Origin of the sequence: Haladaptatus sp. T7, assembly GCF_026008575.1 — an archaeon.
Lineage (GTDB): Archaea > Halobacteriota > Halobacteria > Halobacteriales > Haladaptataceae > Haladaptatus > Haladaptatus paucihalophilus.
The window spans coordinates 187805-211755 of record NZ_BROP01000008.1; the positions used below are offsets into that span (position 1 = coordinate 187805).

General features: G+C 63.6%; 27 protein-coding genes. 9 read left to right on the top strand and 18 right to left on the bottom strand.

Going from position 1 to position 23951, the window contains the following annotated elements:
* Positions 1–6 precede the first annotated feature (6 nt).
* Both OPC11_RS19605 and OPC11_RS19610 read right to left on the bottom strand, forming a co-directional pair.
* Complete coding sequence (locus OPC11_RS19605; protein WP_264783056.1) at positions 7–1545, bottom strand: stage II sporulation protein M; 1539 nt, start codon at positions 1543–1545, stop codon at positions 7–9.
* Positions 1546–2051: 506 nt separating this feature from the next.
* Positions 2052–2906, bottom strand: coding sequence for a hypothetical protein (locus OPC11_RS19610; protein ID WP_264783057.1), 855 nt, complete (start codon positions 2904–2906; stop codon positions 2052–2054).
* A gap of 98 nt (positions 2907–3004) precedes the next feature.
* On the opposite strand from OPC11_RS19610, the gene OPC11_RS19615 reads away from it, so the two are divergent.
* Positions 3005–3163, top strand: a complete 159-nt coding sequence (locus OPC11_RS19615) for a hypothetical protein (protein ID WP_232423875.1) — start codon at positions 3005–3007, stop codon at positions 3161–3163.
* A 13-nt stretch (positions 3164–3176) separates the two neighbouring features.
* On the opposite strand, the gene OPC11_RS19620 is transcribed toward OPC11_RS19615, so the two are convergent.
* The 6 genes from OPC11_RS19620 to OPC11_RS19645 all read right to left on the bottom strand — a co-directional run bounded on the left by OPC11_RS19620 (position 3177) and on the right by OPC11_RS19645 (position 9349).
* The gene (locus OPC11_RS19620) at positions 3177–4181 is read right to left on the bottom strand and encodes a 3-oxoacyl-ACP synthase (RefSeq protein WP_264783058.1); all 1005 of its coding nucleotides are present in this window, start codon (positions 4179–4181) and stop codon (positions 3177–3179) included.
* The gene (locus OPC11_RS19625) at positions 4181–5335 is read right to left on the bottom strand and encodes a branched-chain amino acid ABC transporter permease (RefSeq protein ID WP_264783093.1); all 1155 of its coding nucleotides are present in this window, start codon (positions 5333–5335) and stop codon (positions 4181–4183) included. The genes OPC11_RS19620 and OPC11_RS19625 overlap by 1 nt, the downstream gene beginning before the upstream one ends.
* Before the next feature lie 124 nt (positions 5336–5459).
* On the bottom strand, positions 5460–6473 hold the full coding sequence (locus OPC11_RS19630; protein WP_018129063.1) for a branched-chain amino acid ABC transporter permease: 1014 nt from the start codon (positions 6471–6473) through the stop codon (positions 5460–5462).
* A complete protein-coding gene (locus OPC11_RS19635) occupies positions 6470–7168 on the bottom strand; it encodes an ABC transporter ATP-binding protein (protein ID WP_264783059.1) in 699 nt (232 codons plus the stop codon). Before OPC11_RS19635 ends, OPC11_RS19630 begins: the two co-directional genes overlap by 4 nt.
* The gene (locus OPC11_RS19640; RefSeq protein WP_007977225.1) at positions 7165–7932 is read right to left on the bottom strand and encodes an ABC transporter ATP-binding protein; all 768 of its coding nucleotides are present in this window, start codon (positions 7930–7932) and stop codon (positions 7165–7167) included. Before OPC11_RS19640 ends, OPC11_RS19635 begins: the two co-directional genes overlap by 4 nt.
* Before the next feature lies 1 nt (position 7933).
* Positions 7934–9349: an ABC transporter substrate-binding protein gene (locus tag OPC11_RS19645; RefSeq protein ID WP_264783060.1), complete on the bottom strand. Its 1416-nt coding sequence runs from the start codon at positions 9347–9349 to the stop codon at positions 7934–7936.
* Between the two features lie 122 nt (positions 9350–9471).
* Between OPC11_RS19645 and OPC11_RS19650 the strand changes: the two genes are divergently transcribed.
* The gene (locus tag OPC11_RS19650) at positions 9472–10329 is read left to right on the top strand and encodes an SDR family oxidoreductase (RefSeq protein WP_264783061.1); all 858 of its coding nucleotides are present in this window, start codon (positions 9472–9474) and stop codon (positions 10327–10329) included.
* An 8-nt stretch (positions 10330–10337) separates the two neighbouring features.
* Positions 10338–10499 (top strand): hypothetical protein, encoded by a 162-nt coding sequence (locus OPC11_RS19655; RefSeq protein ID WP_264783062.1) that lies wholly within the window; start codon positions 10338–10340, stop codon positions 10497–10499.
* A 3-nt stretch (positions 10500–10502) separates the two neighbouring features.
* Here OPC11_RS19655 and OPC11_RS19660 read toward each other — a convergent pair whose 3' ends face one another.
* From OPC11_RS19660 to OPC11_RS19675, 4 genes are all read right to left on the bottom strand, one after another.
* Entirely contained in the window at positions 10503–11204 is a 702-nt protein-coding gene (locus OPC11_RS19660; protein WP_007977233.1) for a helix-turn-helix domain-containing protein, read from the bottom strand.
* Positions 11205–11320: 116 nt separating this feature from the next.
* The gene (locus OPC11_RS19665; RefSeq protein ID WP_264783063.1) at positions 11321–11524 is read right to left on the bottom strand and encodes a hypothetical protein; all 204 of its coding nucleotides are present in this window, start codon (positions 11522–11524) and stop codon (positions 11321–11323) included.
* A 413-nt stretch (positions 11525–11937) separates the two neighbouring features.
* The gene (locus OPC11_RS19670) at positions 11938–13581 is read right to left on the bottom strand and encodes an AMP-binding protein (RefSeq protein ID WP_264783064.1); all 1644 of its coding nucleotides are present in this window, start codon (positions 13579–13581) and stop codon (positions 11938–11940) included.
* On the bottom strand, positions 13574–14377 hold the full coding sequence (locus tag OPC11_RS19675; RefSeq protein ID WP_264783065.1) for an alpha/beta hydrolase: 804 nt from the start codon (positions 14375–14377) through the stop codon (positions 13574–13576). Before OPC11_RS19675 ends, OPC11_RS19670 begins: the two co-directional genes overlap by 8 nt.
* An 87-nt stretch (positions 14378–14464) precedes the next feature.
* On the opposite strand from OPC11_RS19675, the gene OPC11_RS19680 reads away from it, so the two are divergent.
* Positions 14465–14857, top strand: a complete 393-nt coding sequence (locus OPC11_RS19680; RefSeq protein WP_007977241.1) for a MaoC/PaaZ C-terminal domain-containing protein — start codon at positions 14465–14467, stop codon at positions 14855–14857.
* A gap of 2 nt (positions 14858–14859) precedes the next feature.
* Here the strand turns inward: OPC11_RS19680 and OPC11_RS19685 are convergent, their stop codons facing one another.
* The gene (locus tag OPC11_RS19685) at positions 14860–15318 is read right to left on the bottom strand and encodes a cupin domain-containing protein (protein WP_026177957.1); all 459 of its coding nucleotides are present in this window, start codon (positions 15316–15318) and stop codon (positions 14860–14862) included.
* Between the two features lie 116 nt (positions 15319–15434).
* On the opposite strand from OPC11_RS19685, the gene OPC11_RS19690 reads away from it, so the two are divergent.
* The 3 genes from OPC11_RS19690 (at position 15435) to OPC11_RS19700 (ending at position 17946) form a co-directional block, all read left to right on the top strand.
* Positions 15435–16781, top strand: a complete 1347-nt coding sequence (locus OPC11_RS19690; RefSeq protein WP_264783066.1) for an MmgE/PrpD family protein — start codon at positions 15435–15437, stop codon at positions 16779–16781.
* Positions 16782–17150: 369 nt separating this feature from the next.
* A complete protein-coding gene (locus OPC11_RS19695) occupies positions 17151–17459 on the top strand; it encodes a hypothetical protein (protein WP_264783067.1) in 309 nt (102 codons plus the stop codon).
* A 154-nt stretch (positions 17460–17613) separates the two neighbouring features.
* Positions 17614–17946: a hypothetical protein gene (locus tag OPC11_RS19700; protein WP_264783068.1), complete on the top strand. Its 333-nt coding sequence runs from the start codon at positions 17614–17616 to the stop codon at positions 17944–17946.
* Between the two features lie 49 nt (positions 17947–17995).
* Here the strand turns inward: OPC11_RS19700 and OPC11_RS19705 are convergent, their stop codons facing one another.
* Together OPC11_RS19705 and OPC11_RS19710 are read right to left on the bottom strand one after the other, a co-directional pair.
* The gene (locus tag OPC11_RS19705; RefSeq protein WP_264783069.1) at positions 17996–18184 is read right to left on the bottom strand and encodes a hypothetical protein; all 189 of its coding nucleotides are present in this window, start codon (positions 18182–18184) and stop codon (positions 17996–17998) included.
* Positions 18185–18243: 59 nt separating this feature from the next.
* A complete protein-coding gene (locus tag OPC11_RS19710; RefSeq protein WP_264783070.1) occupies positions 18244–18720 on the bottom strand; it encodes a hypothetical protein in 477 nt (158 codons plus the stop codon).
* A gap of 125 nt (positions 18721–18845) precedes the next feature.
* On the opposite strand from OPC11_RS19710, the gene OPC11_RS19715 reads away from it, so the two are divergent.
* Both OPC11_RS19715 and OPC11_RS19720 read left to right on the top strand, forming a co-directional pair.
* Positions 18846–19670: a phosphosulfolactate synthase gene (locus OPC11_RS19715; protein ID WP_007977256.1), complete on the top strand. Its 825-nt coding sequence runs from the start codon at positions 18846–18848 to the stop codon at positions 19668–19670.
* A gap of 121 nt (positions 19671–19791) precedes the next feature.
* Positions 19792–20610, top strand: a complete 819-nt coding sequence (locus OPC11_RS19720) for an aldo/keto reductase (RefSeq protein WP_007977257.1) — start codon at positions 19792–19794, stop codon at positions 20608–20610.
* 1 nt (position 20611) lies between these two features.
* On the opposite strand, the gene OPC11_RS19725 is transcribed toward OPC11_RS19720, so the two are convergent.
* The 3 genes from OPC11_RS19725 to OPC11_RS19735 form a co-directional block, all read right to left on the bottom strand.
* Positions 20612–21553 (bottom strand): purine nucleoside permease, encoded by a 942-nt coding sequence (locus tag OPC11_RS19725; RefSeq protein WP_264783071.1) that lies wholly within the window; start codon positions 21551–21553, stop codon positions 20612–20614.
* A gap of 80 nt (positions 21554–21633) precedes the next feature.
* Entirely contained in the window at positions 21634–23211 is a 1578-nt protein-coding gene (locus OPC11_RS19730) for an acetolactate synthase large subunit (protein ID WP_264783072.1), read from the bottom strand.
* 42 nt (positions 23212–23253) lie between these two features.
* The gene (locus OPC11_RS19735; protein WP_264783073.1) at positions 23254–23814 is read right to left on the bottom strand and encodes a twin-arginine translocation signal domain-containing protein; all 561 of its coding nucleotides are present in this window, start codon (positions 23812–23814) and stop codon (positions 23254–23256) included.
* Positions 23815–23951 lie beyond the last annotated feature (137 nt).

Genomic DNA, 23951 nt, shown 5'->3' on the forward strand with positions numbered 1-23951 from the left:
TTCCGCTCACACGACCGCCGAGGCGACCCACCACGTCACGAACGCCTCGATGAACGCCGCGACGACGAAGACCGGGAGCAAGCCGAGCAGGACGTAGTAGGCGCGGACGAGTTCGCTCGCAACGGCGTCGGCCGACGACCGACCGCGAACGTAGGACCACGCGACCCCGCCGAGATGTAAGCCGAGCGCACCCGCGACGGACAGGCCGGGGATTTCGATGATTCCGTGCGGGAGGATGAGCGCGAGGGCGAACGTGGGGTCGGGAAGGAGGCCGATGACGGCACCGACCACCGCACCGTTGAACAGCAGCGCGACGAGTGTCGGGACGCCGAACCCGAGCCCCGCGAACGCCGCCGCGATGGAGACGAACCAGTTGTTCGCGGCCAGCTTGACGAACACGTCTATCGGGAACGACCCGAAGACGTTGCTCGTCACGTCCGGGCGAACGCTTTCGAGCGTGAACGGTTGGACCGCGAGCCAGCCGCCGACGCCGCCGACCGCGAAGAGCGAGAGCGCGCCGAGAACGAGAAGCGGTCTCCGGACGAGAAACGTCCGCAGTTCGTGAATCCCACGACCGAATGCGCCGCGGACCGACCCCCGACCGTTGGACACCGCGGATTCAGAATCGAGATACAGCGCCGTCTTCAGCACGCCGAGCGCCGGAAGCACCCCGAAGAAGAGGAGGAGTGCGGCGACTCGACTGACGCCGAGGAAACTCAATCCGGCCGTCACGACGCCGAACACGCCGAACGACGCGACAACGACGACGATGTAGCCAGCGACGCGGGCCTTGTGGTGACGGACGAAACTCCCGCTCCGTCGCAGTCCACCGCGAACGCCAACGTCGTCGATGACGATGGCCTGCGGGACGAACAGGAAGAGCAGGTAAACCGCGAGGAGGACGACGAAGAGCACGAGAGCCAGCACGAGCGACCCGAGGACCGCCGTGACGGTACCCCCACTCGTCACCACGACCTCCGCGACGCCGAACGCGACGAAGACGAGGAAGTACGTAAACAGACGGGCGAGCGACAGCAGGATGAACCTCGTTCCGTCCCTGCTCGCACCGGCGACGCCGGCCCCAATCGCTCGTTCGGTTCGAAGCGGCGTCGGGAGGGGAACGGTGGCCACGTCGCCGTCGGTCGCACTCGCGCGCTCGTTCCGCAGGGTCCTCATCACGGCGTGTACTTGTCCCGCCCCGACGAGCGCGCGGGCGACGAACACGACGACGAGACTGCACAGAACGGACGCGACGAGGATGACGATGACCTCGGGCGTAAACGCGCCCATAATCGCGTCCCGCAGTCGCTCCACGGCGGCGGGATTCGTCTCGATTCCGTTCAAATCGCTCCGTCGAAACGCGGCGAATACGGCGTCGAGTCGCCCGGTTCCCGCGAGGAGCAAAAAGGCCAGCACGAGTCCCACTATCGGGAACGTCTGTGCCATGAGGTTGATGCTCGCCCCCGCGAGGAACAGCGGGAGGACCGAGGCCGGGCGGCTAAGGAGGACCGTTCGAACCGACGCGCTCGCGTCGCTGAACTTCATACGGGAAACCTCTCACTCGAATTAGATATGTGTGATGGTGAAGAAGATTGTGCGGTGATGTCTGGTTGGTAGTTGTGATGGTGAAGAAGGTTGTGCGGTGATGTCGATTTGGTAGTTGTGATGGTTGGGATGGTGGTGATAGTGGTTTTGTTGCGGTAGTGGTGACGGTGGGGACGGTGGAAATGGTGATTCCGTCGTGGTAGTTCTGATAGTGAGGCTTGTAGTGATGGTGATGTTGGTAGTAATAGTGATGCTGTCGCGGCAGTTGTGATGGTTGAGATTGTAGAGATGGTGGTATTGTCGCGGTAGTCGTGAGAGTGAGAACGGTAGTAACAGTGGCACCGTCGCGGTAGTCCTGAGGGTGGGAAGTATCGCGATAGTTGCGAGCGTCGGGATTCTTTCGAGGGTACCGAACGTACCGATGGAACGAATCGTACCGTGAGTGCTGACTACCGTGATGGTTTCGATGGTAGCGATAGTACGAATAGTAAATGAGTGTACGTCGGTTACCGATCCGCGTCGTATTCGATGGTGAGGAACCGTCGACCGAACACCCACATCGCGTGTTCGGCGTGGATGCCGTCACCCTTCGGAGCCACGCGGAACCGCTGTTCCATCGGGAGCGCGACCGGACCGAGCGGCGTGCGGAGATACAACCCCTCGTCGCCCGTCTCGCTTCGGGTCGTCAGTTCGATGCCGGTCCCCTCGCCGTCTTCGTCACCGACCGACCCGTCGAGCGTTCGCACGTGCAGGACGGTGCTCAGGTTCGACCACGGGAGCGGGACGGCGATGTTGACGTAGCGGATTCCGTCCCGAACGTGGCTGGCGTAGATGGCGACGAAGACGGCGGTTCCCGTCCCGTCCGTTCGAATCCACGCTCGCGCCCCGTCTCGGTGGTCCTCGTCCGGGTCGATGGCGACGAGTTCGCTGGTGAGGGGGCCGCCGGACGACTGCCACGGGCCGGGGAGGTTGAGCTGTTCGATGCGGCTCGTGAGTCGGGCGGCGAGCGCCGCGCCGACCCGGAAGCCGCGGTGCCAGTGCACCCGATACGCCATGTCGTAGTCCGCGGTGCGCTCGTAGAACCGTCTGACCTCCGGGTGCACCTCGTCGGGGTCGAAGTCGGGACGGGCGAACGCCGCCATGTCGTCCATCTCGCCCGACAGTTGCACGCCGGTCGTAACGTCGTTCCGTTGAAGATAGTCCGAACCTACCCGGGTGCTGGCGACGAGCGGACTCAACGGAACGTCCCGTGTTCGGCGGAATGCCGAACGAGCGCGGCGACCGACCGCGACGACGGAGACGAGAAGTGCGAGAAAGAATCCGACGGCGCATCGGCGCGGATGGGCGGGCCACACGGTCATGCTATACGATTAGTCATCTCCGTATTTCAATTCATTCCCGCCCTGTCACGCGGTTATCGGGCGTATAATAAAGACGCGTGAAGTGTTTTCTCGGTGGTGTGAGCACCTTCGGAATCAACTGGCGGAAAACGTCCGACCGTGAAACGGACCGACCGGACGCGGAGACCGGACAGTCGGACGACGAGAACGCCGCTCGTCGGTCGTACTCGATTCGCGCCCTCCTTCCCGGACCGTACGTTCGCTACCCAAAGGAGTGACGAGTTGGCCCCGCTACTCGCCGTGCCAGTCTAACACGGTCGCCGCCCACGTGTAGCCCGTCCCGGCGGCGAGGAAGCAAACGACGTCGCCCGATTCGACCAGTCCGTTCTCGAGTCCCGCGTCCAGCGCGAGTATCTGGTCCACGCTCTGGACGTGCCCGAACTCGTCCAGATAGTAGTTCGCCGTGTCGAGCGTCGAACAGAGGTAGTCGTGGAACGACCGTTTCATGTGCGTCAGCGCGACGAATCCGAGGTCGTCCCGGTCGTAGTCCGACCGCGAGAGTGCGGTGTCGGCCACGTCGAGGAAGTTATCGAGGCTGACCTCGCCCAATCGTTCCTTCATGCCGTCCGGGTCGGGCACGTCCAAGGTGTGGAGGTCCGCCGCCACGGTCGCCTCGCTGGGCGGGTTGCGTGACCCGCCAGCGGGCATCACCACGTCCTCCGAGAAGCGGCCGTCCGTTATCGCGGCGCTCTCCCGGACCGTGGCGACGGGGTCGTCCGGCGCTTCTTCGAGCACCATCGCGCACGCCCCGCTGCCGAAGTTGAACATGAACGAAGAATCCTCGTTCTCGTAGTTCACGAGGTCCTCCTCCCGACTCGCCGAGACGAGCAGGATTCGCTCCGGGGCGTCCGCGACGAGGGTGGCTTTCGCCTGCCGGAGCGCGATGGGCGCACCGGCACAGAGCGCGTAACTCTCGCTGGCGAACGCGTTTTCCGCGCCGATGCGCTCGGCGACGTTCGCCGCGGCGCTCCAGACGACGAAATCCTTGAACTCGCTGCCGTGATACAGCACGGCGTCGAGGTCTGTGGCCTCGATTCCGGCGCGGGAAAGCGCCCGCTCTGCCGCTTTCACGCACATGTCCGCCGCGTGGTCGCCGTCCGGCGGGCAAACGTGCTTTTCGCGGACGCCCATCTTCTCGACGACGACTTCCTCGGGAATCCCGCTCCGGCGAGCGATTTCTTCGCCCGTTACCGTCTCTTCGGGAACGTACAGTCCGTAGCCCGTGAGTCCGACCATTATCTGAACCTCCGGAGCCGTGCGGGAATCTCTTTTGAGACGGGACCGCCGAGGCGGTCGCGGAGCGTGCCGAGCAACCCGTTCGGGACGAACAACACGAACAGCACGAACAGCGCGCCGACGTAGAGGCTCGCGTGGCCGTTCAGGAACGTCTCGATGGCTCCCTGTACCGTCAGGCCGTTGTAAATCGTCGTTCCCATGACGCCCGACCCGAGGTGTGTTCTGAGGTACGGCAGGAGTCCGCCGCCCTCGCCCGCCTTCGACAGGAACTCGCGGAACGTCTCGTTGAACAGTTGGCCGTACAGCGGTCCGGCGAGGGTGCCGAACCCGCCGATGATGGAGGCCAACAGTGCATCACCCGCGACGAGGAAGTTGAACGACTCGTCCGGGGAGACGGTTCGTTCGTACCCCGCCAGCAGGCCCCCCGCCACGGCGGCGAAGAAGGCGCTGATGGCGAACGCGCCGAGTTTGTAGCGGAAGGTGTCGTACCCCACCGCGATGGCGCGTTCCTCGTTCTCGCGGATGGCGACCATCACTTTGCCGAACGGCGAGTGGATGATTCGCTGCATGGCGAAGTAGCAGACGAGCACCACGAGACCGATCATGTAGTAGGACACCTCCGTCTGACCGAGGTGGACGAATCCGAGCGATACCTCGTCACCGGTCAGCGCCCCGATGGAGAGGTTCAGCGCATCGACGCCGGGGACGCCGATATTGAGGCCGTTGGCCCCGTTCAGGAAGATGCCGTCGCGCGGGTTCGACCCGACGTAATCCCAGCCGCGGACGAAGACGTACAACACCTGCGCGAAGCCGAGGGTGATCATGGCGAAGTAGACCCCCGTCAGGCGGAACGATACGGCTCCAATCGCCAGCGCGAGCGCGACGGCGACCAGTCCCGCGACGACGAGCGACACCATGAACGGCGTTCCCGGCGGGAGGAGCGGAATCTTGTCGTTCGCCGTGAGGATGACGAAGTACGCGCCGGTCCCGTAGAACGCGGCGTGGCCGAACGAGAGGTAGCCCGTGTAGCCGCTGATGAAGTCGAACGACATGGCGAACAGGCCGAAGTAGAGGACGGGTATCATCGTCTCCACGCGCGGGAGGAGCGTCGCCGCCTCCGTCCCGAACGGCGAGTTCACCAGCAGGTGATACAGGCCGGGATAGGCCGCGAGGAAGGTGATAACCGCGAGGTGGACGATGTGGTCGCGGGCGTACTCTTCGACCCACGAGGCGTCCGTCTCCGAAATCGACCGCCCCGCGTCCGTTCCGGTTTCGGTGCTAATGGCCCCCCACCTCCTCGACGCCGAACAGGCCCTGCGGCCGGAGGATGAGGACGACCACGAGGATGAGGAAGATGGTCATCTCGGGCAGTCCCGCGAAGTCGATGGCGTTGACGAACCACCACGACATCGCCGCGTCCACCATGCCGACGAGGAGCGCCGCGACGACGGTCCCTCGGAACGTCCCGAGGCCGCCGACGATGACGACGACGAACGCCGGGAGGAGCGCTTCCGAGGCGACCGGGACGCTGGCACCCCACTTCGGGTCCCACATGAGCAACACCCCGGCGATTCCGGCCAATCCGGTGCCGAGCGCAAAGACGACGGTGAACACGCGGCGAACGTCGATGCCGAGCGCTTCGGTCATCTCCGCGTCCTCGCTTCCCGCGCGGATGACGAGTCCGTAGCGGGTCCGGGTCAGGAAGGCCCAGATTCCCGCGACGGTGAGCACGCCGAACGCGATTTCGAAGAGCGCGAGGCCGTTCACCGAGACGGAGCCGAGTCCGATCTGGTTCGTCAGGAAGCCGGGTTTCGTCCCGAAGGCGTCCTGCCAGTCGGTCTGAGGTTGCATGCCGTAGAACAGCACTGCGATTCGGACCAGTTCGTTCAGCACGAGCGTCAGCCCGAAGGTGAGCAGAATCTGGTACACCGGCGGGCGGTCGTACAGTTTGCGGATGAGGCCGACTTCGACCGCGGTCCCGAGTCCGGCGAGCAGGGCGAAGACGACCACGACGGCCACGAAAAACAGGGCCAACCGCGTGATAGAACTGCCTCCGGCGGCGACGAACGCGACCATCACCAACCCGCCGAGGTACGCGCCCAACATGGTCAGCGACCCGTGGGCGAAATTCAACACACCCATCAGGCCGAAGATGAGCGTCAAGCCGCTCGCTATCATCACGTACAGCGCGGCCTTCGCCAACCCCTGAATGAACACCGACGCGAGCGTCGATGGCCGGAGGAAATCCCCCAGCGCACTTCCGACCCCCGCGAGCGGAACGAGTTCCATCATGCCGAGAGATACCTCCGGAGTCGCTCGTCGTCCATCGACACCTCGTTCGCGTCGCCCTGTTCGACGACGCGTCCGTTGTCGAGCACGTAGAACCGATCTGCGAGGTCGAGCGCCAGCGGGAGGTTCTGCTCGACCAGCAACAGCGTGGTATCCGTCGCCGCCTCTGCGAGCGCCTCGGCGACGGCCTCGACGATGAGCGGGGCCAGTCCCTCGCTCGGTTCGTCCACCAGCAGGAGTTCGTTCTCCCCGACGAGACCGCGGACGAGGGCCAACATCTGCTGTTGACCGCCGCTGAGATTTCCGGCCTCGCGGTCGCGGTGCTCTTCGAGGTCGGGGAACGTCTCGTAGGCGAGCGAGAGGGCCTCGTGCACGTCCTCCCCGCTCGGCACCGCCACCCGGATGTTCTCCTCGACGGAAAGTTGCGTGAACACCCGCCGCTCCTCGGGAATCCATCCGATTCCCCTCTCCGCGACTTCGTGGGTGCTCTTGCCGACCAGTTCCGTGCCGCGGAACCGGACGCTCCCCCGCCGCGGCGGGGTCAGTTGGAGGATGGTGCGGAGCGTCGTCGTTTTCCCGACGCCGTTTCTGCCGACGAGGGCGACGACTTCGCCCGCTTCGACTTCCATCGAGACGCCCTCCAAGACGTGACTCTCGCCGTAGTACGTGTGGGCGTCCTCGACGGTCAACAGGCTCACGCGATACCCTCCTCGACCTCGTAGCCGCCAAGGTACGCCTTTTGCACGTTCGGGTCGTCCCGCACCGACTCCGGCGTGTCGTCGGCGATGACAGACCCCTGATTCAACACGACGATGCGGTCGCTGACGCGCATCACGATGTCCATGTTGTGTTCGACCAGCAGCACCGCGTGGTCCTCGGCCACGTCCTCGATGAGGTCGATTATCGTCCCCACGCTCTCGGAAGAGACGCCCGCGTTCGGTTCGTCGAGCAGGAGTACGTCCGGGTCGCCCGCGAGCGCGATGGCGACCTCCAACTGGCGTGTCTGGCCGTGGCTCAGGTTCCCCGCCGTCGTCTCGGCGAAGTCGTCGAGTTCCACGCGCTCCAGAATCGCGTGGGCCTCTTCGGTGTGCTCCGGGAACGCCCTCGCGTTTCGAATCGGATTGGCCGACCCGTCCCCGTGTGCCTGCACCGCGACGCGGACGTTTTCGAGGACGGTACTCGTCGGGAAAACGTTCGTTATCTGGTAGGACCGGTGGAGTCCTAACCGCGCCGTCTCGTGGGGCTCCGTCCCCGTGATGTCCCGCCACGACCCGTTCGTTCGGAATTCGATGCTGCCCTCGCTCGGCGCGAGCACGCCGGTCAACAGGTTGAAAAACGTCGTCTTGCCCGCCCCGTTCGGCCCGATGAGCGAACACAGTTCGTCCGCTTCGAGCGTAAAATCCACGTCATCGACGGCGACCAAGCCGCCGAACCGTCTCGTCAGCCCCGTAGTTCGGAGCATGTTAGAGCGAGCAGGACATTCCGGCCGCGTCCTTCGGGATGGTCGCCTCCTCTCCCTCGATGGTGGCGAGCGGCTCGCCGGGCATGACGGCGGCGTCCCAGTTGTCTGCCCACTCGTCCGTGGTCGGGACTGGGTTGGCGACGGTCATCGAAGAGCGGGCCTGATTGTTGTACTTCTGGAAGACGTAGCCGCCCTCTCCCTTCGGCGTGTCTTTCACGGTCATACCGCGCATGGCCTCCGCGATGTCGGTCCCTTTGGTGGAACCGCTCTGGTGGACGCCCTGCACGATGGCCGATGCGGCGGTGAAGGTGCCCGAAGTGAACAGGTCCGGAACGACGCCGTAGGCCTTGGTGTACGAATCGACGAACGAGGTGTTGATATCGTTGTCGTACTGGTTCCAGTGATAGCGGGTCGTGAACGGGCCGAGTTTCGTCTTCTCTATCTTCTCTTTCGTCAGCGGTTTGCCGATGACTTTCTGCATCGTCTGGCCGACCACCTTGTTCGTGATTTGGGTCGCAAAGCCGCCGAAGACGCGGTAGTCGTAGCTTCCGGAGAGGTATTCGGTGAACAGGTTCGGGAGCGTGGCGACGGTGAATCCGCCGACGATTCCCTGTGCGCCCGCATCCTGTGCCTTGTCGAGCAGGCCCTTCCACTCCGAGTGCTCCTGCGGGACGAACTTCTTGCCGACGATTTCGACGCCTTCGTCCTCGAGTACCTGCTCGTAGTTGTTCACGACGGCCTTGCCGAAACTGTAGTCGGCCCCGAACAGGTACACCTTCTTCACGTCGGTTTTCTTGGCGACGTACTTCCCGCCGCTTCGGGCGTCCATCGCGGTGTTCTCGCTCGCGCGGAAGACGAGGTTGTTGCACGTCTCGCCGTCCGAGGTGATGGATGCAGACGCGGCCGGTCCGGCGACGTACGGCACGCCGCTCGCCTTGGCCACCGTCTTGATGACCGTCGTCGCCGAGGACGACGACGCACAGCCGAAGAGCATATCGACCTTCTGATCCGTCACAAGGTTCGTCGCCAGTTTCTTCGCCTTGCTCTGGGAGAACCCGGTGTCGCGGACGTACAGTTCGAAATCGGTGTCGCCGACCGACACGACCGTTTTCCCGCTCTTGACGCCCGTCTTCGGATCGGCGTCGGCTTTGTAGGCCAGTCCCGAGAGGAAGCCCCACAGGCTCTGTTGTCCGTAGTATTTGAGGCTCCCCGAAATCGGTTGGAGAACGCCGATTTTCACCGTCCCCGATACGTTCTTGGTCGTCGTCATGCCACCCGTTCCATTGTCGTTCCCCGATTTGTCGTCGTTCGTCGTATCGTTTGTGTCATCGTTTCCAGTGCACCCTGCCAATCCGGCAATCCCGACCGCACCCGCCGACGTGAGGACGTTGCGCCGTGTCAGTCTCCGCCTTGTCATACCACCTATACCGGGAGTTACGAGCGGCAAATACTGCAGGGTTAACATGTGAACAGAACGGAATCGGGCCGGTTCACATATCAACCGTGGATTTTTCCTCGCTATCGCTCGGAGTTTGAAATATGGCAGACGACGCGGTAACGCCGCCGACGTTCGACCCCGACGAGGTACTGCACGTCGAAGACGACCACTTCACGCCCGAGAACGTGGCTATCGTGACGGGCGCGGCCTCCGGAATCGGTCGTGCGACGACGCTCGCGCTCGCCGCGAACGACCTCACGGTGGTCGGGACGGACGTGGACGAGGACGGCCTGGCAGAGACGACCGACCGCGCCGAGGAGTTGGGACTCGGGGGAAACGTCGAAACGGTGGTCGCCGACCTCACCGACGAGGACGAGATAGACCGCATCGTCTCCCACGCGGCGGACGCGGGCGCGGTGAAATATCTGGTCAACGTCGCCGGACTCCAGCACATCGACCCCATCGACGAGTTCCCGGCCGAGCGGTTCGACCTGCTCCACGACGTGATGGTCCGCGCGCCGTTCCTGCTGGCGAAGGCCTGCCTGCCCCACATGCGCGAGAGCGGCGACGGAACGGGCTGTATCGGCAACATGGCGTCGGTTCACGGCCACTACACCACCTCCGATAAGGTGGCCTACAACGTCTCGAAGTTCGGCCTCCGCGGCCTCACGCAGTCCCTCGCCGCCGAGGGCGACGGCGACGTTCGCGCCTTCTCGGTCAGCACGGGCTACGTGAAGACGCCGCTCGTGACGGACCAGATACCGGACACCGCCGAACAGCGCGGTATCAGCGTGGACGAGGTGGTCGAGGACGTGATGCTGGGCCAAGCGCGCACGAAGGACATGATGACGCCGCAGGACGTGGCGAACCTGTTCGTCTTCGGCTTCTCCAAACACGCGGACCACCTGAACGGCGGCGACCTGCTGTTCGACGGCGGCATGACGTTGACCTACGAGTGAGAACCGTCGTGACGTCCGACCGACTCGCGGAGGACGGCGTGTCCGTCGAACACCGGGACTACGAGGCGATGGTACACGGCTTTGCCAACATGCTCGGCGTCGTGGACACGACGGACGAGTTTTTCGCCTACGCTGGCGAGCGACTACGGAGCGCGTTCGAGGGAGAATAACGTTCAGTCGAGCAGTTCCAGCGCGTCCACGACGCGCTGTATCATCTTTCGCTGTCCGCGGCGGAGGTTCTTCGAGACGGCGGGTTTCGAGACGCCGAACTCGTCGGCCAGCGTGCCGAGGGTGGCCGACCGCGGACTCTGGAAATAGCCGTCCCTGACGGCGTGTTCGAGCGTCTCGCGCTCCACGTCCGAGAGGTCCCGACAGCCGTCGATGAGCGTCATCGCGGCCCCCGCGTTCTGCACGAGGTTCTGTAGGTCCGGCAGGTCGGGCGTTTCGCGCGATACGACCTCGAACTCGTTGTTCCATTCGAGTTCCGAGAGCGCGCCCTCCGCGACGTCCTCGTGGTCGAAGCCGACGTGCCACAGTTCGTGGCCGTCCTCGATGTAGAACGGGCCGGTGATGTAGCCGTCGTGGTTGCGGATGGACTCCATTGCCTCCGTCTGCCCGATGGTGGTTCGGATGTGCGCGACGTTCTCCCGTTTCGACAGCAGCGAGCAGTCGTGCATGTTGTCGTGTTCGCGGAGCGCCCGTAGACCGTGTTCGAGTTCGGTTCGGTCGTCACCCTCGACCACCAACCGCGTCTCCAACTCCTCCCGCGCTCGGTCGAAATCCCAGTGAACGGCCGAGTACGCCACGCCGTAATCGTCGGAGGAGTCGATGAACGGGCAGTCGTACTGCTCCATGTCCATCGTGAGGTCTATCATTATCGTTCGCTCTGTTACCGCGGAACATACGTAAGACGAGTTAAAATAGTTTCCTTATCGCTCGTTGCTGGCTGATTTCTCCCGCCGAGAGTGAAAAAAGGCGGTGACGTCGATATTCACGGACCGGTTGCATTCTCCTCGTTGCGTCGCAGATACTGAAAGACGAGTGCGAACGCCAACCCGCCGAAGGCACCCGTAATCATGGGGGCGACCAGTACCCCGTCGAAGACAAACACACCGAGAACACCCCATATCCCCGCCCACAGCACGACTATGATGGTCGAGTAGACCCATGGATTTTCGAGGCTGAAGACATCCATAGCTGAAATTGGTTTTCCACTACCATATCTGTGTTGGAAATATCTGCCGTTCAGTATCTCTCTCGTAGCTATCGAACCGTCCGTTCGAAAGGGTACGACGACGCTCGACGGAAACTGACTCGAATCACGCGTCGCCCCGCCGCCGTTTCCGCCATCGGTCGAAGACCTAGATGAGGGACAGAAAGAATCCGCACCTCGCACCGGACACCGCTTGGTTAACCGGACGTTCACCGAAGAAGAGAACTCCTATAGTCACCCACACCACTGCACTGAGGATGACCATTCCGGGTACGAAGACCGACGGTTTTTCCGGGCGCATTTTCTTCATTACGACACCATTGTTCCGGACATCAGATCAGAATTAGCTCCCTAAATCCAAACTTTTTTCTAGCCCGACGAATCGGATTCGACGGCTATTTCGCCTCCCCGAACTCCGACTTCACCGCTTCCCTATCTATCTTCGACGGCCCGGACATCGGCATCCCGTCCACGAACGCGAGGTGGCGCGGGCGCTTGAACCGCGCGAGCTTGCCGTCGAGAAACGCCTCCAAATCGGATAGCGTGAGCGACTCGTCGCCCTCGACGACCGCCTTTCCGACCTGTCCCCACGTCTCGTGGGGGACGGCGACCACGACGACTTCCTCGACCTTCGGGTGGTCGGCGATGACGTCCTCGACTTCGGCGGGGTAGACGTTCTCGCCGCCGCTGACGTACATGTTCTTCTTTCGGCCCTCGATGTAGACGTAACCGTCCTCGTCCACGCGCGCGAGGTCGCCCGTCGAAACGTAGTCACCGAACGTTTCCGCGCTCTCCGCCGGATTCTTCCAGTAGCGGTCGGCGGCGTGGGGCGAGGCGAGTTCGAGTTCGCCGATGGTCCCCGACGGGAGCGGTTCGCCGTCGTCGTCCACGACGCGGGCATCGACGTGCATCGCGGGGACGCCCACGCTGTCTGATTTCTCGTGGGACCACCCGTCCGGCAGGGTGAAGTTGTTCGGCCCGCACTCGGTGAGACCGTAGCCCTGCGAGAGTTCGATGCCGCGGTCCCACCACGCTTCCATCACCGAGTTGCGGCACGGGCCGCCGCCGCTCTTAGCGAAACGGAGCGTCGAGAGGTCGGTGTCGTCCCACTCGTCGTGGTGACACATCATCCGCAGGACGGCGGGGACCGCGACGAGGACGGTCGCCCCTTCCGACTCCACCAGTCGGAGCACGGACTCGGGGTCGAACTCGCGGGCGATGACCACCCGCGCGCCGAGGTGGAAGAGGGGGACCGTGAGGACGTTCCACCCGCCGGTGTGGAACAGCGGGAACACCATCGGCGTCACGTCCTCCGGGCGCAACCCCCACGCCGTGATGGTGTTGAAGGAGTTCCAGAGGACGGAGCCGTGGGTGATGACCGTCTCCTTCGGGACGCCCGTGGAACCGCCCGTGTGCAGGAAGAGGTGCGGGTCGTCCATCGACACGTCGGCGGTTTCGACCGGCGAACCGTCCACCGGAAGGGTCGAATCCCACGACCGCCATTCGTCTCCCCGCCATTCGTCTCCCCGCCATTCGTCCTCTCGTGACTCGGCCGCGTGCGATGCGGACCCGTCGGACGGGTCCGCATCGCTTTCCGACGAATCCTCGTCCGCCGGGAGCGTGACGACCGTCGTTTCGAACTCGCGGGCGTCGTGGGAAAGCACGTCGGCGGCGAGCTCGGCGAAGGGCGCTTCCACGACGAGCAGTTCCGGTTCGACGTCGTTCAGCATCTGCACCAGTTCGCGCGGTGCGAGGCGGTGTGAGAGCGGTGCGAGCACGCCGCCGGTCTTCCCGGTGGCGAAAAAGCAGTCGATGAGTTCCGGACGGTTGCGCGAGAGGACGGCGACGCGCTCGCCGTCGGTAACCCCGTGTTCGCGGAGCAGTCGGGCGGTGCGGTTCGCCCGTCGGTCGAGTTCGCGGTAGGTGTAGCGCTCGCCCGTGGTGGCGTCTACCAGCCCCACCGCGTCGGGAGAGAGTTGCGCCCGCTTTTCGCTCCACGCGCCGACCCATTCGTACGGTCGCGTCGAGTGCTCAGGCATCGTCGAGGAAGGTTCGGAGTCGTTCGTTTACCGCCCCGGACTGCTCGATGAAGAAGAGATGTGGCCCGCCCTCGAAGGGTTCGAGTTCCGCGTTCGGGATGCGGTCGGCGAGCAGTTCGGCGTTCTCGAAAGGTAGTACGCTGTCCGCGGTTCCGTGCGCGATGAGGGTCGGGAGCGAGAGTTCACCGAGACGGTCGCTGGCGTCGAAGTTCGTGACGCCCATCGCCTGTGCTCCCCTCGCTTCGTCGGACGCGTCGCCCGCCAGTCGCCAGTCCACGATGTCCGAAACGAGGTCGTCGTGCTCCACGGTGAACTCCTCGGTCATCGCGGGGGCCATCTTGTAGCGAATCGCCTCGCGTTCGTCGCACCCCTCGGGCACGTCGAACATCCGTTCCTGCGTCTCGGGCGGCGTCGGCACCGCCTCGTCGCCGCCCGGCGTGGTACAGAGGAGGGAAAGCGTCTTCGCCCGGTCGTAGTCGAGCGCGTACTGCTGGGCTATCATCCCGCCCATGCTCGCACCGACGACGTGTACCGATTCGACGCCGACGGCCGCGAGTACCGCTTCGAGGTCTCCAGCCATCTCCTCGATGCTGTAGGGACCGTCCGGCGCGTCGGAATCCCCCGTCCCGCGGTTGTCCCACACGATGACGCGATAGTCGTCCGCGAACGCCTCGCGTTGCCAGCGCCACATCCACCGCCCGTAGCCGAGTCCTTCCACGAAAACGATGGGGTCGGCGTCCGTCGGTCCGTGCTCCTCGTAGTAGAGCGAAACGCCGTCGTTGTCGGTAAATGGCATGCGTATTGCGACGTATGAGCGCGTAATCAACCCCCTGTTTTACATGTTAACCCGGAGATTCATTCCGGCCGGGGACCGAGTTCGGGTATGCCAGTCGCATCCGTCGGGGACTCCGAAACGGCAACGTTGGAACTGACGCAGGAACGAATCGACCGGTTCGCGGCGCTCACCGGCGACGAGAACCCGCTCCACGTGGACGCCGACTACGCCGAGGACGGACTGTTCGGGGGTCGCGTCGCCCACGGTGCGCTCACGGCCAGCGTCGTCAGCGCCGCGCTCGCGGCGCTCCCCGGCGACATCGTGTATCTCTCCCAGAACATCGACTTCGAGAATCCCGTCCGGCCGGGGGAAACCGTCAGCGCGACGGCGACCGTGACCGAGGATTTGGGCACGGACCGCCTCGCGGTGGAAATCAGCGCGGAAACCGACCGGGAAGTCCTCTCCGGCGAGGCGACCGTCATGTCGCTTCCGCACGAATAGGGTCACCAACCGTATCGCCCTGTTTCTGCGCCACAAACTTCGCAGTAGAACACGACTTCGCCGTCCGACTCTTCGGGGACTGCTGGCGTTCGCTCCTCACACGACGGGCACGTTCGGCGGAGGTCCATCGGTTCGTCGCTACGCGGCGCACCGAGTGCGAGGACGACGAGTCGGTCGCCCCCGTCGTTCCTCCCCTGTTGCCACTCGCCCGGTGCGAACCGTATCAGTTCCCCGGCGTCTACTTCGACATCTCCGTCCTCGGTTTCGAACGTCGCCGTGCCCGAGAGGACGTAGAACACTTCCTCCTGCTTGTGATGGCGGTGATAGCAATCGCCGATGTGTTCGCCGGAAGCGCGTTCGTAGTAGTTGAGTGCGAGGCCGGTAGCCCCGAGCGCTTCGGTGAGCGGTTGGAATGCGCGGGACGCGTGGCCGTTCGTATCCTCTATTGCGACTTTCTTCATCTCGTGTGGATTCACGTGGATGTCGATAATGGTTTTCCACACCCCAAAAGTGCCGCCGAACTACCGACTCGTATCGCCCGCTGTACTTTTACCTGTGCCCGTTGCTCACATGAGCCATGACGACGACAGCAGAACTCGCGGATTTCGTCGCGGAAACGACCTACGATGATCTTTCGGAGGACACGGTGGACGAACTCAAAAAGCGGGTGCTCGACTCGGTGGGAATCGCCGTGGGAGCGATGGGCGAAAAACCCGTCGAGGCGGTTCGCGCGACCGTCGAGGAGATGGGTGACGGCGGGGACTGTACGCTCTGGGGTGGCGGAAGCGCGTCCCCGCCGGACGCGACCATGCTGAACACGGCGTACGTCCGGTATCTCGACTACATGGACTCGTTTCTCGCACCCGGCGAGACGCCGCATCCGAGCGACAACATCGCCGCCGCAATCGTGTGCGGGGAGTACGAGGGGTGTACGGGGGAAGACCTCATCACCGCCATCGCCGTCGCGTACGAGGTGCAGGCCGAACTGGCGTGGAACGCGCCAGTTCGGGACAGAGGATGGGACCACGTTACCCACACCGTCATCTCGGCGACGGCGGGCGCGTCGAAACTGCTCGGGTTGGACCGCGAGGAAACCCGGTCCGCCATCGGCATCGCCGGAACCGCGCACAACGCCCTCCGGGTGACGCGGACCGAGGGCATTTCGGAGTGGAAGGGTCTCGCCTCAGCGAACGCCGCGCGAAACGCCGTCTACTCGGCGATGCTAGCGAAAAACGGCGTCGAGGGGCCGACGAACCTCTTCGAGGGGCAAAAGGGATGGAAGCATATCGTCTCCGGCGAGTTCGACGTCGACCTGTCGCCGGGCGAGCGCGTCCACGACGTGATGACGAAGCGGTACGTCGCCGAGACGTACGCCCAGTCGGCCGTCGAGGGAATCATCGAGTTGGCGGAGCGCGAGGACATCGACCCCGACCGCGTGGACTCGATTCACCTCGATACGTTCGCGGGTGCGAAACTCATCATCGGCGGCGGCGAGGGGTCGCGCTACGAGGTGGAGACGAAGGCACAGGCCGACCACTCCCTGCCGTACATGCTCGCCGTGTCGCTCATCGACCGCGAGATGACGAACGCGCAGTACGACCCGGACCGAATCCGGCAGGACGACGTACAGGAACTGCTCCGGACCGTCGAAGTGGAGGAGGACGAGGACCTCACGGACCGCTTCGAGGCGGGCGAGATGCCCGCGAACATCGACGTGGTGATGGACGACGGCACGACGTACCACGTCGAGAAGGACGACTTCGCGGGCCATCCGAACAACTCGATGTCGTGGGAACAGGTCGAATCGAAGTTCGAGCGGATGACCGAATCCCGATACGACGAAGCGCACCGGGGGGACATCATCGAGACGGTACGCGGACTCGAAGACCGGGATGCCGACGACATCGTGCGGTTACTCGACTAACGGCGGCGCGTCAGCCCTCGGTTAACTCCCGGATATGCTGACAATGGATAGCATATAACTCGACTGGCAGCTCGAACATATTGTATGTTTTATGATATTTGTCGTCCGGTCGGCTGCGCTTTATCGGATAAGTTAGCCGAACTGTGTTGGACCGAAAGGCCTGAATTCGGCTGTATTGCCCGGCTTATCCTGCTTACTCCACCTCGATGAAGGTAGCCATCTGGTACCGACCGGCCGCGTCGAAAAAACGGTCCCCTCCATTGAAATACAGTTGCGACGACACGAGAAAGTGGACGATGAACACACGACGACGTGTCGGTGTCGTCCAAGGTGAATACAATGAAAAAAGGAACTAGAATGCTCCTCGCTATGACCGTCGTTGCCAGCCTCTTCGCGGTTGGCTTCGTCGGAAACGCGGCCGCATTCGCGGACGACAATCAGGCACAGTACAGTGAACAGCACGCGTGGTCCGGTGTGAGCCAGGACCAGTACGTCGCACAGGGCAACGCCAACCACCAAGAGGACAACTACGCGGTCTCGGCTGCGGTCGGCTGGGACGACGGTGAGGCCGACTCCGGCAACGCGTACGCGGTCCAAGCGAGCTACCAGAGCAACGAAAACGCGCAGGTCGGCGCGTCGAACGCCCAGAACTACAACTGGCAGAACCAGGACGACTAAACCAGCGGATTACTGAACTCGGCGAATCGAGTTCCAAACGCTTTACAGCACGACTATTTTTCGGCCCGTCGGCACGACGACGACCGGTAATCGAGATTGCGCGACGGATGGGTTCCCAATAACAAAGCACGAGAGCGCCGTTCTCCGTTTCGATATGACCGACGCAGACCGTCCGTCCAGAACTCCGGTCGATTCCGGTTCTGACACCGACGACCGGCGTTTACGACCGACCGACGCCACGACGCGCGGCGTCGTCCTGCTCGTCGTCCTGTCGTTCGGAATCGTACCCGGCGTCCTCTCGGGAGCACCGTCGTCGCCGTCACCCCCGACCGAGACGGTGGCGGACTCCTGTTCGGCACCGTCCGACAACGGCGTCCTGTGGCACCTCCAGCGCTACGGCGCTGGCTGTGAGCGGAACGATTTCGTTCGCTTTCCGGCGGGTGAGCAGATAGACCGCATCGGTGAACCGCCGTGGGTGCCGCTGTAGCGGGTCGTCGCGCCGACTACCGAGCGTGATTCCGAGACTGCATTCCCAGCTAGCCAAAGAGCAGTCGAATGTCGTCCAGTCTGTCCTCTCTGTCGGCGTCGTCCCGTTCGACGTCGATTCCCGGAGAACCCGTGATCGTTCCGTCCTCGGCCACTGACGCGCGGAAGCCGACCTGATACCTCGTCGTTCGTCGTTCGCTCCCCTTCAGTCGAAACAGGCCGTCTCTGTCGCGCTTCAAACGCTCGCTACCGACGAGAAATGCCGGGTTTCCGCACGTCTCGGCGTCGAACGACCCGCCTATCGATATCCGTGTTCGAGTCTCAGTGAACGCTTTTCGTCCGCTATCGGTTCCGTTCCGGGTTCGGCGTCGGATTCAGGCGACGGACAGTCCCGACAGTAGACGTTTTCGCCCCAGTCGAGCGTTCTGAGCGGGATGCCGAAGGCGACCTGCTGTTTGGCGTACCGCCGCCGCTCGCCGTCCTCGGTTCGACCTCCACAGCAGTCACAGCGGACCTGTTCGTCGGTTTCGATGGGTCGGATGTCAGTGCGGTGTTTCACCCCGAAGCTTGTCGGCGAGTATGCCACACGTCCTCGGGAAAACGCCCACGTCATCCCCGACAGGGTCAATCCCCACGCGAGCGTCCCGTCGTCGATTCCGAAGTACGAGTCCGGGCCGATGAACGAGACGGCGAACACCGCCATCGTGGTGAGCAAAAAAATATCGTCGAAGCTCATCGACCGAATCTCCGACGCGAGCGATGGTGGAGAGCCCATACCTGTAAAATTTCGAACCGCGTTCCTTCAGCGTTTGGCGAACGAATGTTCTATTGAGGTATTGTCATTTACTACGACGCCCAACGCCTTTAGTATCTGTTCGTCGTACCCCGTCCGGGGGTTTCATGACCGACAGAGCATTCGACTTTCTGCACGTCAACGAGCGCGAATCGAAACCGCGGGAGAAGGGAATCACCGAGATGCGCGGGCCGTACTACGACCCGATGGGGCCGCGCGAACTGCAGGACATTCTCGACACGATGGGCGAGTACGTGGACATCTACAAGTTCTCGGGCGGGTCGTTCGCACTGATGCCCGAGGACGTGGTGGAGGAACTCATCACCGTCTGCCACGAGTACGACGTTCAGGTTTCGACCGGGGGATTCATCGAGAACGTCCTCGTCCGCGACAACGACAAGGTAGAACGGTACATCGAGGAGGCCGGAAACCTCGGTTTCGACATCGTGGAAATCTCCTCGGGATTCATCGCCATCGACACCGACGACCTCGTGGAACTGACCCGACTCGTTCAGGACCACGGCCTGAAGGCCAAGCCCGAAATCAACGTCCAATTCGGCGCTGGCGGGGCCTCTTCGGTCGAGGAACTGGAGAGCGAGGCGGCCATCGACCCTGCGAGCGCCATCGAGGAGGCTCACCGCCATCTCGAAGCAGGCGCGTACAAAATCATGGTCGAATCCGAAGGAATCACCGAGCGCGTCCGCGACTGGCGGACCGACGTGGCCTTCGAGATAGCGAACGAGGTCGGCATCGAGAACTGCGTGTTCGAGGCCGCCGACCCGCAAGTCTTCGAGTGGTACATCAAGAACTTCGGGCCGGAGGTGAACCTGTTCGTGGACAACTCCCAAATCGTCGAGTTGGAGTGTATGCGTTCGGGACTGTGGGGGAAGAAGAGTTCGTGGGGACGCGTGGTGTCGTACGACGAGGAATAGCGGCGGAACGACGAGGAGTAACAGCGGAACGACGAGGAGTAACGGCGGCGTATCGGGAACGCCGCTCGACCCTCACCAGTCCGCCAGTCGATATTTACCGTCCCGCACGCATACGAACGATATGGAGTACGAGACGATTCACGGGGAGGAGATTCCGAAGGTCGGCCTCGGAACGTGGCGGATGGAGGGCGCGACGTGCCGCGATGCGGTCGGAACCGCGCTCGACCTCGGCTATCGACACATCGACACCGCGCAAGCCTACGGCAACGAGCGGCAGGTCGGGCAAGCCATCGAGCACTCCGACGTCGACCGCGACGACATCTTTCTGACGACGAAGGTGTGGCCGATGCACCGCAAACGTCCCGACATCGTGAACTCCGTCCACGAGAGTTTGGCGCAGTTGGGGACCGAGTACGTGGACTTGCTCCTCATCCACTGGCCGAACCCGCTCGCCTCGACGGGCGAGGTGATGCGGACGCTCTCGGACCTACAGAGCGACGGGGTGGCCCGCCACATCGGCGTGAGCAACTTCGACACGGGGCAGTTGGAGACGGCGCGGGAGGAGGCGACGGTGGACGTGTTCACCGACCAGGTGCAGTTTCACCCGTTCAACCCGCAGGCGGAGTTGCTCGACTACTGCCAGCGAAACGACGTGCTGCTGACGGCCTACAGTCCGCTGGCCCACGGCGGCGCCATGCACGACCACGTTCTCACGGAACTCGGGACGAAGTACGACAAGTCCCCGGCACAGGTCGCGCTCCGGTGGGTGACACAGCAGGACGGCGTGGTGACGATTCCGAAATCGACGAGCGAGGCGCACCTGAAACAGAACCTCGAAATCTTCGACTTCGAACTGACCGAGACGGAGATGGCACTCGTGGCGCGCCCCTCGCGCCTTCGCACGGGAATGTCGATGCTTCGCGGCCGGTTGGGACGGTAACTCAGCCTGTTTCCCCGTTCACATCTCCACCGTCGCGGAGTTCCTCCACGATGGCCGACCCGGCGCGGCGAACGTTCTCAAGCGTGACGTCGAAGGTTTCCGCCTGCACGCCGTCGTGCAGGCTCTCCCGAATCGACTGTCCGTCGTGGGGTCTGTCGAAGTTGGCGACCCCGCGCACGCTCAGATACCGGTCCAGCAGTCCGAACCGGTCGAGGGCGGTCGCCGTTCCCATCTCTTCCATCTCAGTCGTCGCGTAGGTTCCGGCACCGTACTGCTCCGTGAGCCACTGGGCGTGCTCGGAAATCGTCGCTCCGTGCCAGAACTCGTCGCCACAGAGCGTCGTTCCGACATCGACGCCGGGCTTCGACCGCGCAGCTTGCTGTTCGTAGCGGTTTCGGTACGCTTCCGTACCCGACGAATCGAGGAGTTCGACCGACTTTGCGACCCGGACGGCTTCGGTCACGAGGTCGTCGTTCAGGTGGTAGACGTAATCGTGCGGCCGATAGGAGAGGAGTTCGAGCGGCCGCTCCCGCTCGTCCGTTGTCTCGCCGTCGCGCGCCGCCCAGCGATGTTTCCGGTCCCAATCGACGATGCTGTCCGCGACGAACACGGACCCGAGCGTTCCGACCGTCGGCGGCGCTCCGGCGATGCCGACCGTTAGAAAGTACGTCTCCGAGCAGTCGAACCGCTCTCCGGCGAGGATGGCGGTCACGGTCGCCGCCGCATCCGCTTTTCCCATCCCCGTCGAGGTGATTCCGATGCCGTCGTCCGTGTAGTAGACGGGCATGTTCGCGCCCGATACCGACACCGAATTCTCGAACTCGTAGCTCTCGCGCCAGCGTTCGAACTCGTCGGGGAGGTCTTTCTCCACGTCGAAGTCGTCCGCCGCGAAGGCTGGAAGCAGGAGGACGTCGAGGGCGGTCGGTTCCGTCGTACCAGTCATTCGAGAACTCGTTCGTCGGCGTTCGTATAGGTGATTTCGGTCGGGGTACCCGCCGACGCGATTCCGGCGCGGGTTCGTGCTTACCGCACCGGTATCTCGACCAACGCCATGTCCTCGCTCTCGACCGCTTCGGTCAGCGCCGCGTCGATTTCGTCCCACGTCTCGGCCCGCGTGGCGTCGATGCCGAAGCTTTCGGCGAATTTCACGAAGTCGGGATTCGTCAGGCCGGTCCCGAAGTGTTCGCCGAACTCCTCCTCCTGTTCCTCGGTGATGAGTCCGTACTCGGAGTCGTTGAAGACGATGATGGTGTACGCACAGCCGAGTCTGGTCGCCGTCTCTATCTCCGCCGCGTTCATCATGAACCCGCCGTCCCCCGTGGCGACGACGACGTTCGAATCGGACGCGAGGTCGGCCGCCAGACCGCCCGGAACGCCGATTCCCATGCTGGCGAGGCCGTTCGAGACGATGACCGTGTTCGGTTCGTAGGTCGGGAAGTTCTGCGCGATGGCCATCTTGTGGCTGCCCACGTCGGAGACGAGCACGTCCTCGTCGGCCATCGCCTCCCGGAGGAATGGGAGGACGTTCTTCACCGTCACCGGGTCGTCGGACTCGGGGTGCCGGGTCGTCTGCTCGGCGATGGCCTCGCGCTTGTCGCGGTACCATTCGGCGGGGCAGGCCACGTCGAGTCGCTCCCGGAGCCCGTCGAGTCCGGCGGAGATGTCACAGACGAGTTCCACGTTCGGGTTGTAGTGTTCGTACACCTCGGCGGGTTCGGAGTCGAGGTGAACGATGTCCTTGTCGCGGTCGGGATTCCAACTTTCGGGGTCGTGTTCGGCGATGTCGTAGCCGAGCGTGAGCACGCAGTCGGCCCGCGCGATGGCGTCCGCGGCCTCGCCGTTTTCGCCCGAGTCGAGCGTGAACAGGGAGTGCTCGTCGGCGTCCGAGAGCGCCCCCTTACCCATGTAGGTTCCGACGACGGGAACGTCGGTTTCGGAGACGAACTCGCGGAGGCTCTCTGCCGCCCGCTCCCGCACCGCACCGTTGCCGGCGATGACGAGCGGTCTATCGGCCCGTTGGAGCAGTTCGGCGGCGTGCTCGACGGACCGCTCGTCCGGGTCGGGTCGCCGCACCCGACGGGTGAATTCGAGCGGTTCCGCGCTCGTTTCCTCGGCCGCGACGTCCTCCGGGAATTCGAGGTGCGTCGCGCCGGGTTTCTCGTATTCGGCGAGTTTGAACGCCTTGCGGACCGACTCGTTGATGGTTTCCGGGTCGGTCATCTGCGTGTTCCACTTCGTCACCGACCGGTAGGTGTGGAGCACGTCGAGCAGTTGATGGCTCTCCTTGTGCTGGCGCTCGAGTCCGGCCTGTCCGGTGATGGCGACGACGGGACTCTTGTCCAGATGTGCGTCCGCGACCCCCGTCAGGAGGTTCGTCGCGCCCGGCCCGAGCGTCGAGAGGCAGACGCCAGCACGTCCGGTCACCCGCCCGTGCACGTCGGCCATGAACGCCGCACCCTGTTCGTGTCGAACGGGGATGAACTCGATGTCGGAGTCGCGGAGCGAGAAGAGGACGTCGCCGAGTTCCTCGCCCGGCAACCCGAACACGTACTCGACGCCCTCCTGCTCCAGACAGTCCACCAGCAAGTCGGATGCTTTCATCGCCCGAAATACGAGGAAGAAGGATTAGTGCTTGGTGGCGGGTCAGCAGTTAACCGGCTTCACGCTATCGACGGCGAGCAGGCGACAGCCGCTTCCCGTCTCGGCTTCGAGGAGCAGGCTCCGGTCGCTCGAACACAGTTCGAGGTCACAGCTACAGAACGTCAGTACGGTGTCGCCGTCGGCGTCGCCGTCCACGTTCTCGTTTTTCACGCGACACGCCGGTGCGGACCGCCCGTCGGTCTCCGAGAGCAGGCCGTCGATGTCCGCACAGGTGATGTCTCGCCACTTCGGATTTCGGTACTTCTGACAGCGCCGCGATTCGAACGGTGCCCGGTCCGACGACGGAACCAGACGAACGCTCTCGGGTTTCACGTTCGGCCAGCCGATGTAGACCGTGACGGGTTCGTCCGCCCGCGCGTTCACCGTGTTCGGACAACAGCCGGGTTTCACGTCCATCCAACAGGTCTTACAGCAGTCCTCCGTCTCGTCTTGCGCACTCGCCTGCCCGACGAGCGAGGGGACGCCGAAAGCCACCCCGGCGGTGGCGAGGGCACCCCGTTTGAGGACGCGTCGTCTGCTCTGTGCGTGTCGTTTGGATTCCATGCGAATCGTTCCTGCATGGTCGCCCAACATGTTACCGTTTTTGTCCGTTTCAGAGAGATGTTCGTCGAACCGTCGTTCCGTCGCTCGCCATCCGACCGAAATGGCATATCGACGACGGGGTTTATCCTCGTTCGGCC